This window comes from Ensifer sp. 1H6, assembly GCF_001976035.1.
In the GTDB taxonomy this organism is placed as follows: Bacteria; Pseudomonadota; Alphaproteobacteria; order Rhizobiales; family Rhizobiaceae; genus Ensifer; species Ensifer canadensis.
On sequence record NZ_MOAI01000022.1, the window covers coordinates 41,869 to 55,843 of the forward strand.

The 13,975-nt window shown below is 62.4% G+C and carries 14 protein-coding genes and 2 pseudogenes; 3 read left to right on the forward strand and 13 right to left on the reverse strand.

Features of this window, described 5'->3' with window-relative positions:
- Nucleotides 1–39 precede the first annotated feature (39 nt).
- The 3 genes from BKP54_RS23375 (at nt 40) to BKP54_RS23385 (ending at nt 5,471) form a co-directional block, all read left to right on the forward strand.
- On the forward strand, nt 40–1,227 hold the full coding sequence (locus BKP54_RS23375) for an efflux RND transporter periplasmic adaptor subunit (protein ID WP_025428125.1): 1,188 nt from the start codon (nt 40–42) through the stop codon (nt 1,225–1,227).
- Nucleotides 1,228–1,241: 14 nt separating this feature from the next.
- Complete coding sequence (locus BKP54_RS23380) at nt 1,242–4,526, forward strand: efflux RND transporter permease subunit (protein WP_084815020.1); 3,285 nt, start codon at nt 1,242–1,244, stop codon at nt 4,524–4,526.
- A gap of 264 nt (nt 4,527–4,790) precedes the next feature.
- Nucleotides 4,791–5,471 carry a Crp/Fnr family transcriptional regulator gene (locus tag BKP54_RS23385; RefSeq protein WP_025428127.1) on the forward strand — a complete coding sequence of 227 codons (681 nt, stop codon included), beginning with the start codon at nt 4,791–4,793 and terminating at the stop codon, nt 5,469–5,471.
- Nucleotides 5,472–5,672: 201 nt separating this feature from the next.
- On the opposite strand, the pseudogene ureG reads toward BKP54_RS23385, so the two are convergent.
- From ureG to BKP54_RS23450, 13 genes and pseudogenes are all read right to left on the reverse strand, one after another.
- Nucleotides 5,673–6,292 (reverse strand): annotated as a pseudogene (gene ureG / locus BKP54_RS23390) (urease accessory protein UreG).
- Between the two features lie 130 nt (nt 6,293–6,422).
- Nucleotides 6,423–7,094 (reverse strand): urease accessory protein UreF, encoded by a 672-nt coding sequence (locus BKP54_RS23395; RefSeq protein WP_025428129.1) that lies wholly within the window; start codon nt 7,092–7,094, stop codon nt 6,423–6,425.
- Nucleotides 7,087–7,559, reverse strand: a pseudogene (gene ureE / locus BKP54_RS23400) (urease accessory protein UreE). The gene BKP54_RS23395 and the pseudogene ureE overlap by 8 nt, the downstream one beginning before the upstream one ends.
- A 1-nt stretch (nt 7,560) precedes the next feature.
- The gene (locus tag BKP54_RS23405; RefSeq protein ID WP_057206526.1) at nt 7,561–7,857 is read right to left on the reverse strand and encodes a putative quinol monooxygenase; all 297 of its coding nucleotides are present in this window, start codon (nt 7,855–7,857) and stop codon (nt 7,561–7,563) included.
- A gap of 94 nt (nt 7,858–7,951) precedes the next feature.
- Complete coding sequence (locus BKP54_RS23410; protein WP_025428132.1) at nt 7,952–8,491, reverse strand: peroxiredoxin; 540 nt, start codon at nt 8,489–8,491, stop codon at nt 7,952–7,954.
- A 195-nt stretch (nt 8,492–8,686) separates the two neighbouring features.
- A complete protein-coding gene (locus tag BKP54_RS23415) occupies nt 8,687–9,337 on the reverse strand; it encodes a TIGR02117 family protein (RefSeq protein ID WP_038577388.1) in 651 nt (216 codons plus the stop codon).
- 64 nt (nt 9,338–9,401) lie between these two features.
- Nucleotides 9,402–11,114: an urease subunit alpha gene (gene ureC / locus BKP54_RS23420; protein ID WP_057206528.1), complete on the reverse strand. Its 1,713-nt coding sequence runs from the start codon at nt 11,112–11,114 to the stop codon at nt 9,402–9,404.
- A 4-nt stretch (nt 11,115–11,118) separates the two neighbouring features.
- Complete coding sequence (locus tag BKP54_RS23425) at nt 11,119–11,766, reverse strand: Urease operon accessory protein (RefSeq protein WP_084815026.1); 648 nt, start codon at nt 11,764–11,766, stop codon at nt 11,119–11,121.
- Nucleotides 11,767–11,768: 2 nt separating this feature from the next.
- On the reverse strand, nt 11,769–12,185 hold the full coding sequence (locus tag BKP54_RS23430; RefSeq protein ID WP_025428136.1) for a lysozyme inhibitor LprI family protein: 417 nt from the start codon (nt 12,183–12,185) through the stop codon (nt 11,769–11,771).
- A gap of 8 nt (nt 12,186–12,193) precedes the next feature.
- Nucleotides 12,194–12,499: an urease subunit beta gene (locus tag BKP54_RS23435; RefSeq protein ID WP_025428137.1), complete on the reverse strand. Its 306-nt coding sequence runs from the start codon at nt 12,497–12,499 to the stop codon at nt 12,194–12,196.
- Between the two features lie 19 nt (nt 12,500–12,518).
- Nucleotides 12,519–12,773, reverse strand: coding sequence for a DUF1272 domain-containing protein (locus BKP54_RS23440; protein ID WP_025428138.1), 255 nt, complete (start codon nt 12,771–12,773; stop codon nt 12,519–12,521).
- A gap of 12 nt (nt 12,774–12,785) precedes the next feature.
- Nucleotides 12,786–13,088, reverse strand: coding sequence for an urease subunit gamma (locus BKP54_RS23445; RefSeq protein WP_025428139.1), 303 nt, complete (start codon nt 13,086–13,088; stop codon nt 12,786–12,788).
- A gap of 25 nt (nt 13,089–13,113) precedes the next feature.
- The gene (locus BKP54_RS23450; RefSeq protein ID WP_025428140.1) at nt 13,114–13,947 is read right to left on the reverse strand and encodes an urease accessory protein UreD; all 834 of its coding nucleotides are present in this window, start codon (nt 13,945–13,947) and stop codon (nt 13,114–13,116) included.
- Nucleotides 13,948–13,975: the final 28 nt, after the last annotated feature.

The following is a 13,975-nucleotide window of genomic DNA, read 5'->3' on the forward strand; positions in this document are numbered from 1 at the left end:
CCTTTTTATGTCGTTTCCGTTGCCAGGATTGTAAAGCCGATGGCTCAGAAAGTATTACCTGCTCTCAGCGTTTGCGTTGCGATGATGATTGCTCCGTTTTCAAGTGCATTTGCCGAGGAACCAGCCAAGGCGCAGCCCGCGCAGAGCCTGCCGTCGATCGTCGTGACCGAGGCAGTCGATCAGTCGATCAGCGATCGCGTCGTTGCAACCGGGACGATACAGGCGGTTGAGCAGATCTATGTCGCGCCGCTGGTCGAGGGCTTGTCGATCCGCTCGCTCAATGTCGATATCGGCGACAAGGTCGAAGCAGGCAGCGTGCTGGTGGTTCTCAACGACGACGCGCTGCGGCTTGAAAAGAGCCAGCTCGAAGCGGCGCTCGCCAAGGCGGAAGCCGGGCTGGCGCAGCTCACCGCTCAACTTAGCGAAGCAAAGGCCAATTCCGAAGAAGCGACACGCGTCAGCGATCGCAACGCGGAGCTTGCCAAGAACGGCACCGTTTCGACGGCGGAAGCCGATCGCGTCCGCGCTCTTGCCGCGGCCACCCGTGCCCGGGTCCGCTCCGCCGAACAGGCCGCTGCGGTCTCCAAGGCCGATATCAAGGTGGCGCAGTCCCAGATCGACGACATCGATCTTCGCCTCACCCGCACCGAGGTCAAGGCCCCGGTCGCCGGCGTCATTTCCGCCAAGAACGCCAAGATCGGTGCGATCGCCAATGGCAGCGGCGAACCGCTGTTTGCGATGATCCGCGATGGCGCGATCGAGATGAAAGCGGATGTCGCCGAAGCCGACATCATCAAGCTTGCCGTCGGCCAGCCGGCGACGATCACGCTTGCCGGCGGGAACACCAAGGTCGAGGGCGCCATCCGCCTGATCGCCCCGACGGTCGATCCCGTTTCCCGGCTCGGCACCGTGTTCATCAGCCTCAAGGACACCGCCAAGGCACGCTCCGGCATGTATGCCAGCGCCATCATCACCGCCGAAGAGAAAACAGCTGTCGTTCTGCCGCAAACGGCGGTTACCAATGAGAACGGCAAGACCATCGTGCGCAAGGTCGACAACGGTGTGGTCAACATCATCCCGGTGACGACCGGCATCTCCGATGGCAAGTTCGTCGAGGTGGTCGAGGGGTTGAAGGCCGGCGAAGAGGTTGTCGCCAGGGCCGGCGCCTATGTGCGCGACGGCGACCGCATCAACCCCGTCAAACCAGCGCAACCAGCGACCAACTGACAGGAACCGTGACCATGAACTTCTCAGCCTGGTCCATCCGAAATCCGATCGCTCCGATCCTCGCCTTCTTCGTGCTGCTGGTGCTCGGCTATCAGTCGTTCTTCAGCCTGCCGATCACCCGCTTCCCCAACATCGACGTGCCGATCGTGTCGATCAGCGTGGCGCAGAGCGGTGCCTCGCCGGCCGAACTCGAAACCCAGGTCACCAAGGAAATCGAGGACGCGGTCGCCAGCGTCACCGGCGTCGACCATATCCAGTCGACGATCAACGACGGCACATCGACCACGGCCGTGATCTTCCGTATGGAAGTACCCACGACCCAGGCCGTCCAGGACGTCAAGGACGCCATCGACCGCATCCGCGGCGACCTGCCCACCTCGATCGAAGAGCCCATCGTCTCCAAGGTCGACGTCGAAGGCCAGGCGATCCAGAGCTTCTCCGTCTCTGCACCGGGCATGTCGCTGGAAGAACTCTCGTGGTTCGTTGACGACGTCATCAAGCGCGAAATTCAGGGCAAGAGCGGCATCGGCCGGGTCGATCGCTACGGCGGTGCCGACCGCGAGGTTCGCGTCGAGCTTAGCGAGGACAAGCTGAATTCGCTGGGGATCACCGCCGCCGACGTCAATGGCCAGCTTCGACGCATGAACATGGACCTGGGCTCCGGCCGCGGTCAGGTGGGCGGCAGCGAACAGGCGATCCGTACGCTCGGCGACGCCCGCAATGTCGACCAGCTTGCCAACACGATGATCTCGGTGCCAAGCGGTCGCTTCGTGCGTCTTTCCGAACTCGGCACCGTGACCGATACCTATGAGGAGCCCCGCTCCTTTTCGCGCTTCAACGGCAATCCCGGCGTCACCTTCGCGGTCTTCCGGGCCAAGGGTGCCAGTGAAGTCAGCGTTGCCGAAACCGTTGCCAAGTCGCTGGAAAAGATCCGCGCGGCCAACCCTGACGTCACCATCGAGATGGTCGACGATTCCGTCTACTTCACCTACGGCAACTATGAAGCGGCCCTGCATACGCTGATGGAAGGCGCACTGCTTGCCGTCATCGTCGTCATGCTGTTCCTGCGAAACTGGCGCGCCACGCTGATTTGCGCCGTCGCCCTGCCGCTCTCGGCGGTACCGACCTTCTGGGTCATGGAACTGCTCGGCTTCTCGCTCAATCTCGTCAGCTTCCTGGCGCTGACGCTGGCGACCGGCATTCTCGTCGATGACGCGATCGTCGAGATCGAGAACATCGAGCGGCATATCCATATGGGCAAGTCGCCCTATCGGGCGGCGATCGAAGCAGCAGACGAAATCGGCCTTGCGGTTATCGCGACCACGTTCACGATCATCGCGGTGTTCATACCGGTGTCGTTCATGCCGGGCATCGTTGGCCAGTACTTCATCCAGTTCGGCCTGACTGTCGCCGTCTCGGTGTTCTTCTCGCTGCTGGTTGCACGGCTGATCACGCCCGTCATGGCCGCCTATCTGATGCGTCCATCCAAACTTGATGGACATCATCTCGAAGACGGCTACCTGATGCGCAAGTATACGCGCCTGGTTCATGCAACCACGAAGCGCTGGTACATGCGCTACCTAACGGTGCTCATCGCCATCGGCGTCACCGTGGCCTCCATGGCCGCGCTGTTCCTGTTCGTGCCCGGCGGCTTCCTGCCCCCGGACGACACGTCGCGCGTCAGCCTCTCCGTCGAACTGGCCCCGGATGCCATGCTCGAAGACACGGACCGCACGACCGCGCAGATCTATGAGAGGGTCAAGGACCTCGAGGGCGTGGACAGCGTCTTCGTGCTCGGCGGTGCCTCACCCAAGGGCGACCTGGAACTGCGCCGGGCTACCGTGACGGTGCTGCTGGAAAAGCGCGACCACTCGCTTCTCAACAAGATCGTCAACGACGTCATTGGCGGCCTGCCGGTCATCGGCCAATACCTGCCGAAGCTTGAGCCAGATGGCCGCATCATTCCTCAGGCCCAGATCGAAAAGGAAATCTTTGCCCGCGTCCGGGATATTCCGGACGTCCGGGTCATCAAGCTCAACGACCGCGGTGAGCGAGAGCTGTCCTTCAACCTGCTCTCGAACAACGAGACGGATCTGGACCAGGCCGTTGCAATTCTCGAAGCCAAGCTGCGCAGCGATCCACTCCTGGCCAATGTCAGCCCTGACGGCGCCCTGCCCCGTCCAGAGTTGCAGATCCGTCCGCGTGACGAGCAGATGTCACGCCTTGGCATTACCACCGCGCAAATCTCGGAAGTCATCCGTGTTGCCACAATCGGCGATATCGACGCGGCGCTGACGAAGATTGCCCTCGATGGTCGGCTCATACCGATCCGCGTCCAGATCAACCGTGACTTCCGCACGGATATCGCCGCGATCCGCAACCTGAAGATCCAGACCGCTTCGGGCTTGACGGTGCCGCTGTCGAGCGTTGCCGATATCAACTATTCAGAAGGCCCGAGTTCGATCAAACGTTACGATCGCAACCGTGTCGTTGCACTTGGCGCCGATCTCCCGATCGGCGTGGCGCTGAACACCGCCTCTGCACGGTTCGAGCAGATTGCAAACGATGCCGAGATGCCGAGCACGGTTCAACTCCTCAAGAGCGGTGACGCCGAGGTCGAGGAGGAGATGCAGGAAAGCTTCGTCAATGCCATGCTGCTCGGCCTGATGCTGGTGCTGGTGGTGCTGATCCTGCTGTTCAAGGATGTGATCCAGCCCTTCACCATCCTGTTCTCGCTGCCGCTTGCCATGGGCGGTGTCGCTGCCGGCCTGATCCTGACGCAGAACTCGCTGTCGATGCCGGTTCTGATCGGTATCCTCATGCTGATGGGCATCGTCACCAAGAACGCGATCCTGCTGGTCGATTTCGGTATCGAGATGATGCACCACGGCATGGATCGCACGCAGGCAATGATCGAAGCGGGCCGCAAGCGCGCCCGCCCGATCATCATGACCTCGATCGCCATGTCGGCGGGCATGCTGCCCTCAGCACTCGGCGTCGGCGAAGGTGGTTCGTTCCGGGCGCCGATGGCGATCGCGGTCATCGGCGGCATCATCGTCTCGACGATCCTCAGCCTCGTCGTGGTACCGTCCTTCTTCCTGATCATGGATGATCTGTCGCGCCTGCTCGCCTGGATCTTCGGCCGCCTCGTCGGCAAGAAGGACGAGGAAAACCTGCCGCTCGACCGCGAGGCGTTGACCGAATTCGTCAACGACCAGGGCAAGACGATCGAGGGCCTGGAAGAGCGCCTGAAAACGATTGAGGACGGCAGTCGAAAGGCAAGCAAACGGGCAAGGTAATCAATCATCCGGCGCTCGCTGCCGAATAGTGGCCAAAAATCACCTGAAAATCGGGCCCGCACCCACCGGTGCGGGCTTTTTTGTGAGAATTGTTTGATCGAGGTCAATTGACGTTTCAAAAGCCCGGTTACCCTGACACCAGAGCATTTCCAGGAAAGTGCGAAGCAGCTTTTCGTCGGGAGATGCGTAAAAACGGGGAGCAAGAGCGTTTTCGTGCTCCTTCTAAGGCGGAAACGCTCTAGACTTTACCTCAGGGCCGGTGTGATGAAGACCTTGCGATTGAACTCGAATGACAGAGCGGTGCTGCTGGGCTCCCGCTTCTTCGAGAAGCTGTCACCGACAGCATCCGATGCCGTTCTCGAAGGCGCCGTCGTAACGAACCACGAAGAACACGACATTCTGTTTCATCAGGACGAACCCATTGACAGCGTCTTCTGCGTCCTGTCCGGCCTTGTGCGCGTCTACCGGCTCGGCAAGGATGGGCGCGAGGCCGACATCGCCGTCTTTCCAAAGGGTGAGCTCTTCGGTGAAAGCGCCATGTTCCTCGGGCACCGCGCCACCGCCAACGCACAGGCCATCGGGTCCTCGACCATCGCCCGCCTCGACAGCCGCAATCTGCGCAAGCTCGCCGAGCAGCATCCGGATATTGCCCAGGCGCTGATGGAGCTGCTCTGCCGTCATGGCCAGATGGCCGAGGACTGCCTGGCAGAGGATCGTCTTCTGACGGCGCCACAGCGGGTCGCGAGCTACATCCTCGGTCACTGCCCGGATGGCTCGACGACCTTCTCGTTCCGGCTGCCGTTCCAGAAGAATGTGCTGGCGGGCAAGCTGGGCCTGGCGCCAGAGGCGCTGTCGCGGGCCTTTTCGGCTCTTCGCCGCTCCGGCGTCACCGTTAAAGGACGCATGATCGAGATCCACGACCGTCAGGCGCTGGAACGGTTCTAGAGCATTTCCAGGAAAAGTGCGAAGCGGTTTTCCGTCCGGAAATGCGTAAAAACAAAGAGATAGAGCGTTTGTGCGGTTCCGTCTAAATCGGAAGCGCTCTAGCTAGCGGTCGCAGCAGGCCACAACGCAAAAGCGGAATCTCGTCGCCCACGATCACGAAGGACGACCATTCCTCCCTGTGGCCCCGGCTCGACCCAGGCGCTACCTCGAGCTAAGCCCGCCATGCAGCGTCAGGAAATCGACGATCCGGTTGACGCCGTCGCCGCGTTTCATGTCGGTGAAGACAAAGGGCTTTTCCGCCCGCATCCGGGTCGCGTCACGATCCATGACGTCGAGGTCGCGCCGACATAGGGCGCCAGATCCCGCTTGTTGATGACAAGCAGGTCAGATTTGGTGATGCCCGGCCCGCCCTTGCGCGGGATTTCCTCGCCCTGGCAGACGGAGATGACATAGATCGTCAGGTCGGCCAGATCAGGCGAGAAGGTGGCGGCCAGATTGTCGCCGCCGGATTCGATGAAGACGATATCGAGATCGGGAAAGCGACGGTTGAGATCGGCGATTGCCTGCAAGTTGATTGTCGCATCCTCGCGGATAGCCGTGTGCGGGCATCCGCCGGTCTCGACGCCGACGATGCGGTCCGACGGCAGCGCCTGCATGCGCACCAGCGCTTCGGCATCTTCCTTGGTGTAGATGTCGTTGGTCACGACCGCGACCGAGTAATTCTCCCGCATCGCCTTGCAGAGCTTGTCCGTCAGCGCCGTCTTACCCGAACCGACAGGCCCGCCGATGCCGACACGCAGGGGACCATTCTTCGATGCCATGTGACGTTCCTTTCTAGAGCATTTCCAGGAAAAGCGTGAAACCTTCTCCGCTAGGAAACGCGTAAAAACAAAGAGATAGAGCGTTTCCACGTCTCCGTCCGAACTGGAAACGCTCTATGGCCGCGCACGCTTACGAGCGGAACAGCCGCGAATGCAGGGTCTCGTGTCTGAGAGATGAAATATCGGCTGCGATCGTGGCCGAGCCAAGGTCTTCCAGCGATGCGGCGCTCGCCTTTCGCGCCACTGCAGCGATGGTCGGCTCAAGGGCTGCGATCAGCCCGACGCCGTCACGTTGGCCGGTGACGCCGCAGCGAATGGCCACCGATACGGCATTGGATACGGACGCATGCAGATAGGCGGCAATCGCCGGCTCGAGGCCTGTGGCGTGGGCACCCGCAACCGCACCGACGGCGACCGGATAGGCGGTTCTTTCTCCCAGCCGATCGAGCACGGTGTGCGGCCAATGCCGCGCTGCCGCCAGAAAGGCTTCGCCCTGCAGCATGGTTTCCATGTGCCGTTCGCAACTTGCCGCCATCGCCTCGGCAAGCTCGATCACGGATTGAAGCTGCACCGGCTCGCCGAAACCGCGATAGGCTTCGCCAAGCAGCACCGCATCGTTCCAGCCGGATCCGTGGCAAAGAAGCGTCTCCAGCCACAGCCGCAGGCTCTCGATATCGCTGACATGGCCATCGTGAACTGCCTGCTCCAACCCGTTCGAATAGGAGAAGGCGCCGACCGGGAAAGCCGGCGACAGCCAGGTCACGAGGCGAAGCAGCGCCTGCGTGTCGACCCGTTCAGCCATGGTGATGGTGGTGGCCGTGATCGTGGCCTCCGGCCGCGTGATAAGCGCCGCGCAGCGGATGGAACGGCTCGGAGATTTCGACGACCGCCGCCCCCAGCCCCTCAAGCATCGCCCGAATGACCGGATCGCGGGAAATCAGGATGCGGCCTGTCTCGATCTGCGCCGGGAGGTGGCGATTGCCCAGATGCCAGGCCAGTTCGACGAGATGCAACGGGTCGCGCGGACGGATCTCGTAAAGCGCTTCGGATGCCGCAACGATGCGGATATGACCGCCACCCTCGAGCACCAGCAGGTCGCCGTCGGCCAGCATCACCGCTTCCTTCAGGTCAAGCATGACGACATCGTCGTTTTCGAGATGCAGCAGCTTGCGGCGCAGATGCCGCGCATCGTGGGCCAAGGTGATGCTGTGCAACGGCGCCTCGTCCCTGGGTCCGGGCGAAAGTACCTCGTCGACCGATAGGGCATCTCAGAGCACCTCGACCTTTTCCGGGTGCACGAGCTCGATGCGCGCTTCGACCAGCAGATCCGCCGTCGCGACCTGGAACGCCTTCAGATGCGGCTCGGCAAAATGGGCGTCGACCGCGGCCTTGTCCTTCCAGGTTTCGACAAACACCAGCGCGTCGGGATCGGCAGGCTTTTGATAGAGCTCGTAGCTGATGCAGCCTGCCTCCCGCCGCGTTCCTTCGATCAGGGGCTCGGCCAGCGCCAGGATTTCCACGCCCTTGCCCGGGTGCGCCGTCAGATATGCAATAATGTAAACCATTGAACCCTCGACATCTTTTCTGCCTGGCACTGTAGCAAGAAAAAACCCCGGCGCTAGCACCGGGGTTTCAAAAATCGATCCGTCGTCAGCCGGATCAGGCTGCGAGCTTCTGCGACTTCAGCGTCTCGAGAATGTTCTGCGGCGAGGAAACGCCGTAGGGATCGCTGTCGCAATTGTCGGAGTAGCCTTCCTCTTCGAACCACTGTTCGACGACACCGTTGTTGACAACGGCAGCATAGCGCCAGGAGCGCATGCCGAAGCCGAGATTATCCTTGGCGACGAGCATGCCCATCTTGCGGGTGAACTCGCCCGAGCCATCGGGGATCAGCTTGACGTTCTCGAGGCTCTGCGACTTGCCCCAGGCGTTCATCACGAAGGCGTCGTTGACCGAGATGCAGTAGATTTCGTCAACGCCTTCGGAGCGGAACTCGGCCGTCAGCTTTTCGAAGTCGGGCAGCTGGAAGGTCGAGCAGGTGGGCGTGAAGGCGCCCGGCAGCGAAAACAACACGACACGCTTGCCGGCGAAGTAATCGTCGGAGGAAACGTCGTGCCAACGGAACGGGTTGGAGCCGCCGACGGCTTCATCGCGAACGCGGGTGCGGAACGTTACGGAGGGTACTTTTCTGCCGAGCATGGTCATCTCCTTCAGTGCAGGCACTCGATTGCGAGCGGCCTTGGGAGAACAGTCGCGATCGAGGAAAATATCAGCTCGTTTCCTACCGGAAATTCCGCTGCGGTGCAGCACGAAAGGCGTCGATTCACACCCGCGCATGGCAGACATGCGACAAGCGCATGCCTGTGGCGATCCCGAACCGGCGCGGACAATGTCTCAGTTGTGTAGCCGCAGGGACAGGCCAAGAGTGGAAGGCAAGGGATTCCAGAACCCCGTCTGCAGTCCGGCTTCTCTCAATGCCCGCGCCGTCCAGGTGTTGCATCCAAACAGTGCATTGAAGCTGCCCTCCGCCTCAAAGAAGCGGTCGGCATAACCATAGGAAAAGCCCTCGATCGGAAAGACGGCGCCGCCGTTCCTGGCAAAGCTTCCGGAGATGAACGTCATCAGCTTCTCGAACTCGGCGCGCTTGAGGTCAACGCTCGTAACCGACGGCTGGGGTTCGACGATCGCCCCGGCAATATCGACATGCATAACGGAACGGTCGAGCGCCAGCGCCCTCAAGACCGGCATTGGCTTCAGCTCCGACCATGTCGGCGTTTCCAGGTAGAACGAGCGGCCACCCCAGCCGAAGATCAGCCATCGCGCCTCCGGGTGATCCAGAGGCACGCCTGCCTCGCCGGCGAAGGCAAACCGCGTCCGCGTCTCGTCATTGAGGGGAATGGCGATATCGGTGTGGATCGGACTGGCGAGGATCAGGACGCGTTCGCCGGCAACAGCCGGCTCAACCGCAGCGGCCGTGGCCGTCTTCGGCAACAGCGGTCGCGGCACGACCATCCCGAGGACGACTGCCAGGACAAGACCCGACACCCCGTAGGCGGTCCACTTGAAGGCCCGCCAGCTACCGCTTTTTCGAGACAAAATCGTTTGCCGCTCAGAACAGGAAATAACGCTGCGCCATCGGCAGAACCGTCGCCGGCTCGCAGGTGAGGAGCTCGCCATCGGCCCGCACTTCGTAGGTCTCCGGATCGACCTCGACATGCGGCGTCAGGTTGTTGTGGATCATCGATGCCTTGCCGATGCCGCCGCGGGTGTTCTTGACGGCGACGAGCTGTTTGGCAACGCCGAGCCTGGCCGCCAACCCGCCATCGAGCGAGGCCTGCGAGACGAAGGTGACGGAGGAGTTCGTGCGGCTCTTGCCATAGGCGCCGAACATCGGCCGGTAGTGCACCGGCTGCGGCGTCGGGATCGAGGCGTTGGGGTCGCCCATCGGTGCTGCGGCGATCGTTCCGCCGATCAGCACCATGTCGGGCTTGACGCCGAAGAAGGCCGGTTTCCAGAGGACGAGGTCGGCGCGCTTGCCGACTTCGAGCGAACCGATCTCATGGCTGAGGCCATGGGCGATCGCCGGGTTGATGGTGTATTTGGCGATATAGCGTTTGACCCGGAAATTGTCGTTGTCGCCGGTTTCCTGCGGCAGCGCGCCGCGCTGGCGCTTCATCTTGTCGGCCGTCTGCCAGGTGCGGATCGCCACCTCGCCGACGCGGCCCATCGCCTGGCTATCGGACGAGATGATCGAGAACGCACCGATATCGTGCAGGATGTCTTCGGCGGCGATCGTCTCCTTACGGATCCGGCTTTCGGCAAAGGCGATATCCTCGGGGATCGACGGCGACAGGTGATGGCAGACCATCAGCATATCCAGGTGCTCGGCCAGCGTGTTCTTGGTGTAGGGTCGGGTCGGGTTGGTCGACGACGGAATGACGTTCGGCTGGCCGCAGATCTTGATGATATCCGGCGCATGGCCGCCACCCGCCCCTTCCGTGTGGAAGGCATGGATCGTGCGGCCCTTGATCGCCGCGATCGTGTCCTCGACGAAACCGCTCTCGTTCAACGTGTCGGTGTGGATCATCACCTGCACATCGTACTCGTCGGCAACACCAAGGCAGCAGTCGACGGCAGCCGGCGTCGAGCCCCAATCCTCGTGCAGCTTCAGCGAGGTCGCGCCCGCAAGCACCATCTCGACCAGCGCGGCGGGCAGCGAGGCATTGCCCTTGCCGGCAAAGGCAAGGTTCATCGGGAAGGCGTCCGCAGCCTCGATCATGCGGGCGAGATGCCAGGGCCCGGGCGTGCAGGTGGTCGCGAGCGTGCCATGCGCCGGCCCCGTGCCGCCGCCGAGCATGCAGGTGAGCCCGCTCATCAGCGCTTCCTCGATCTGCTGCGGGCAGATGAAGTGGATATGGCTGTCCATGCCGCCGGCGGTGACGATCTTGCCCTCGCCGGCGATCACCTCGGTGCCCGGACCGACGATGATCGTCACGCCAGGCTGCATATCGGGATTGCCGGCCTTGCCGATCGCCGCGATGCGCCCGTCCTTCAGCCCGATATCCGCCTTGACGATGCCCCAGTGGTCGACGATCAGCGCGTTGGTGATCACGGTGTCGACCGCACCCGCCGCTCGCGTCACCTGGCTTTGGCCCATGCCGTCGCGGATCACCTTGCCGCCGCCGAACTTCACTTCTTCGCCATAGGTGGTGAAATCCTTCTCCACCTCGATGAACAGTTCCGTGTCGGCCAGCCGAACCTTGTCGCCGACCGTCGGGCCGAACATGTTGGCATAGGCCGCGCGCGACATTTTGTAGGGCATGGGTTCAGGCTCCTTGGGACAAGTCTGAAGAAGAAGGGGAAAGACGGCGAAGACGGCCCTCGGCCGCAAGTGCGTCGACGTACCGGCGCTCGGCGGCAAAGGGATGCCACTCCCAACCGACATGGCCGAAGCCAGCCAGAACGACCAGATCGTCGGCCGATGCAAAACCGGAAAGCACGTCGGCAATCACGACCATGCCGCTCGACGGCACGACATAAGGCGTGGGCGCGAACCGCGACAGATCCCGGTCCAGCTGCTCGTGCGCTGCGAGGGGGACGACCCGATGCACCCGGCCGGTCGCCGTTGTAAAACTCTCGAAACCGCAAGTGTAGTCGTCGCAGAAGTCGTCGAGATCCGGATGCGTTTCGGCCAGTGCCGCGCGCATGCCGGCAAACTTTTCACCCGACCGAACGCTCCAGATCTCGCGTGCCTGCCGCACGGCGGCGCTGTTCTTCCAGCGCCCGCCACCAAGCATGGCAAGCGCCGGCCGGCCAGTATTGCAGACGGCGACGATATCGGTCCTCGCCCCGCCGGTGCCGACAGAACGGCAATCGTTGAAACGAATGACGACATCGGCCGTATCGATCGTTGCCGCAGCGCCTTCCGGCACTTCTCCATTCCCCACGATCATGATGGTGCGGCCAGACATCAGCGCTAGTTTTCCGTGGGCTCGAGCAGCTCTTTGAGTTCCGTGGTGCGGGCCGCAGTCAGCTGCGCCAGGCAGCCGGATACCAGCATCGGCTCCATCGATCCGCCGCGCGCTTCGAAGCCGGCAAGCTCGCACTGGCCGTCGCGGTAGCCGATCCAGGCGCGCTGCGCCTTCTTCAACGCCTCCTCCGCGCCGACATAGTCGGCGCTGATGTCACCCAGTTCCTTGTCCTTGGCCCGCATCGCCGCAACGGTCTGCTTGTAGACCGTGTTGAGTTCAGCGTCGGCCGCCTCATAATCCTTGTTGGAGCAGATGTTCATATCCGCCTGCGTCATTGCATTGGCGCAATCGACATCATCCTCCTGCGCCAGCGCGGGCATGGCCGCCAGCAGCAAGGCGCTCGCGATAAGCGTCGTTCGCATCATCATGCTCAAAGCTTTCCCATGACCTGCTGGCGGAAACCAAAAACCTCGCGCTTGCCCGAAAGCGGGATGAGCGTGACCTGTCTTTTCTGTCCCGGCTCGAAGCGGACGGCGGTGCCTGCGGGAATGTCCAGTCGTTTGCCATGGGCGGCACTGCGATCGAAGTCGAGCCCGGCATTGGTCTCGGCAAAGTGATAGTGGCTGCCGACCTGCACCGGCCGGTCGCCGGTATTGGAGACCTCGATCGTCACCGTCTCAAGCCCGTGGTTGAGTTCGATATCGCCGCTTGCGGCAATGATTTCCCCTGGGATCATCTGAGTTCCCTCTCCCTTGTCAGGCCGCGTCGACGTCGGCGCAGCCGAGCGGCTTCAGCACCCGTTCGGTCGATGCCGGATATTTCACAAGCAGCGCGGCCGGGCGTACCGGGCGCCGGGTAAACTCGCCGCCGCAGTTCGGGCAGGTGCCACCGAGCGTGCCTTCGACACAATCGACGCAAAAGGTGCACTCGAAGGTGCAGATCATCGCGTCGCGGCTCTCTGGCGGCAGATCCTTGTCGCAGCATTCGCAGTTCGGACGCAGTGCCAACATGTCTCAGCCTCCTCAGCGGATCGGTTCGTGCACAGTGACGAGCTTGGTACCGTCAGGGAAGGTCGCCTCCACCTGGATGTCGTGGATCATCTCCGCGATCCCCTCCATCACCTGTGCACGGGTGATCACATGGGCGCCCGCCTCCATCAGCTCCGCGACCGATCGGCCGTCACGCGCACCTTCGACAACGAAGTCGGTAATCAGCGCGATCGCCTCTGGATGATTAAGCTTGACTCCGCGCTCCAGGCGGCGGCGGGCAACCATCGCAGCCATGGAAATCAACAGCTTGTCCTTTTCGCGCGGGGTAAGATTCATGCGTCGCCACCGGTTTGATTGTGGATTAGAGGACCCAGACTTTCGGCACTGTCTCTTGCTTGCGCAAGTGCGAAATGACCGGGATGAGGATTTTTCTGAGCGAGAAGCCGTCCGCGGCAGCAAAGCGCGCAACCAGCTTGTCGCGACCACCGAGCTTGATGTGGCTGACGCCCGCCCCCACTTGCGTTTCGAGGAGTGCGCGCAGCCGCGGCAGCAGCAATTCACAATCCGGTCCGGTGTAGAACAGCGTCGCAAATGCCACGCTGCCGCCGAGCACTGCAGTCCGGGCGACAAGAGCGGCGATATCATCGGCAAAGGTCAGGTTTTCGGCATGCAACAGCCGGCCGCCGACGCGAATGCGCCAGCGATCTCGCAAGAGGCCTGTCTGCATCGCTTCGCCCATCGCCTTGCGGCCGAGCAGCACGGCCTCGACGGCAAGGAACGTCGCGCCGTCCTCGAGCTCGACATCGAGCGAGCGTGTCAGCGATGCGCGGTCGAACAGGATCGTCTCCTGCGGCAGCCAATCGACGCGTGCGCCAGCCGCCACGTCGATGCGTGTCGTGACATCGACCGTGCCGGCACTCGCCTTGTAGATCTTCTCGCAGGCCTGCGTGGTGACGGTGAGCTCGGTCGCCGCACCGGCCTCGATCTCCCAGAGCATGCGGTCGCCGCCGGTGAGCCCACCCGACGAGTTGATCAGCACGGCTTCCATCGAAGTATCGAAGGTTTTCGGCAGCCGAATCTTTGCGCAGCCTTCCTGGTAAAGCTCGGCAACGCGCGTTTGACCGACGGCCACTTTCGCGACCAGTCGTCCTTTTCCGAACGCCCGCTGCGGGGCGATGATAGCCGCATTGCTCATGTTCATCGGCCGACATCGTCGGCATCCC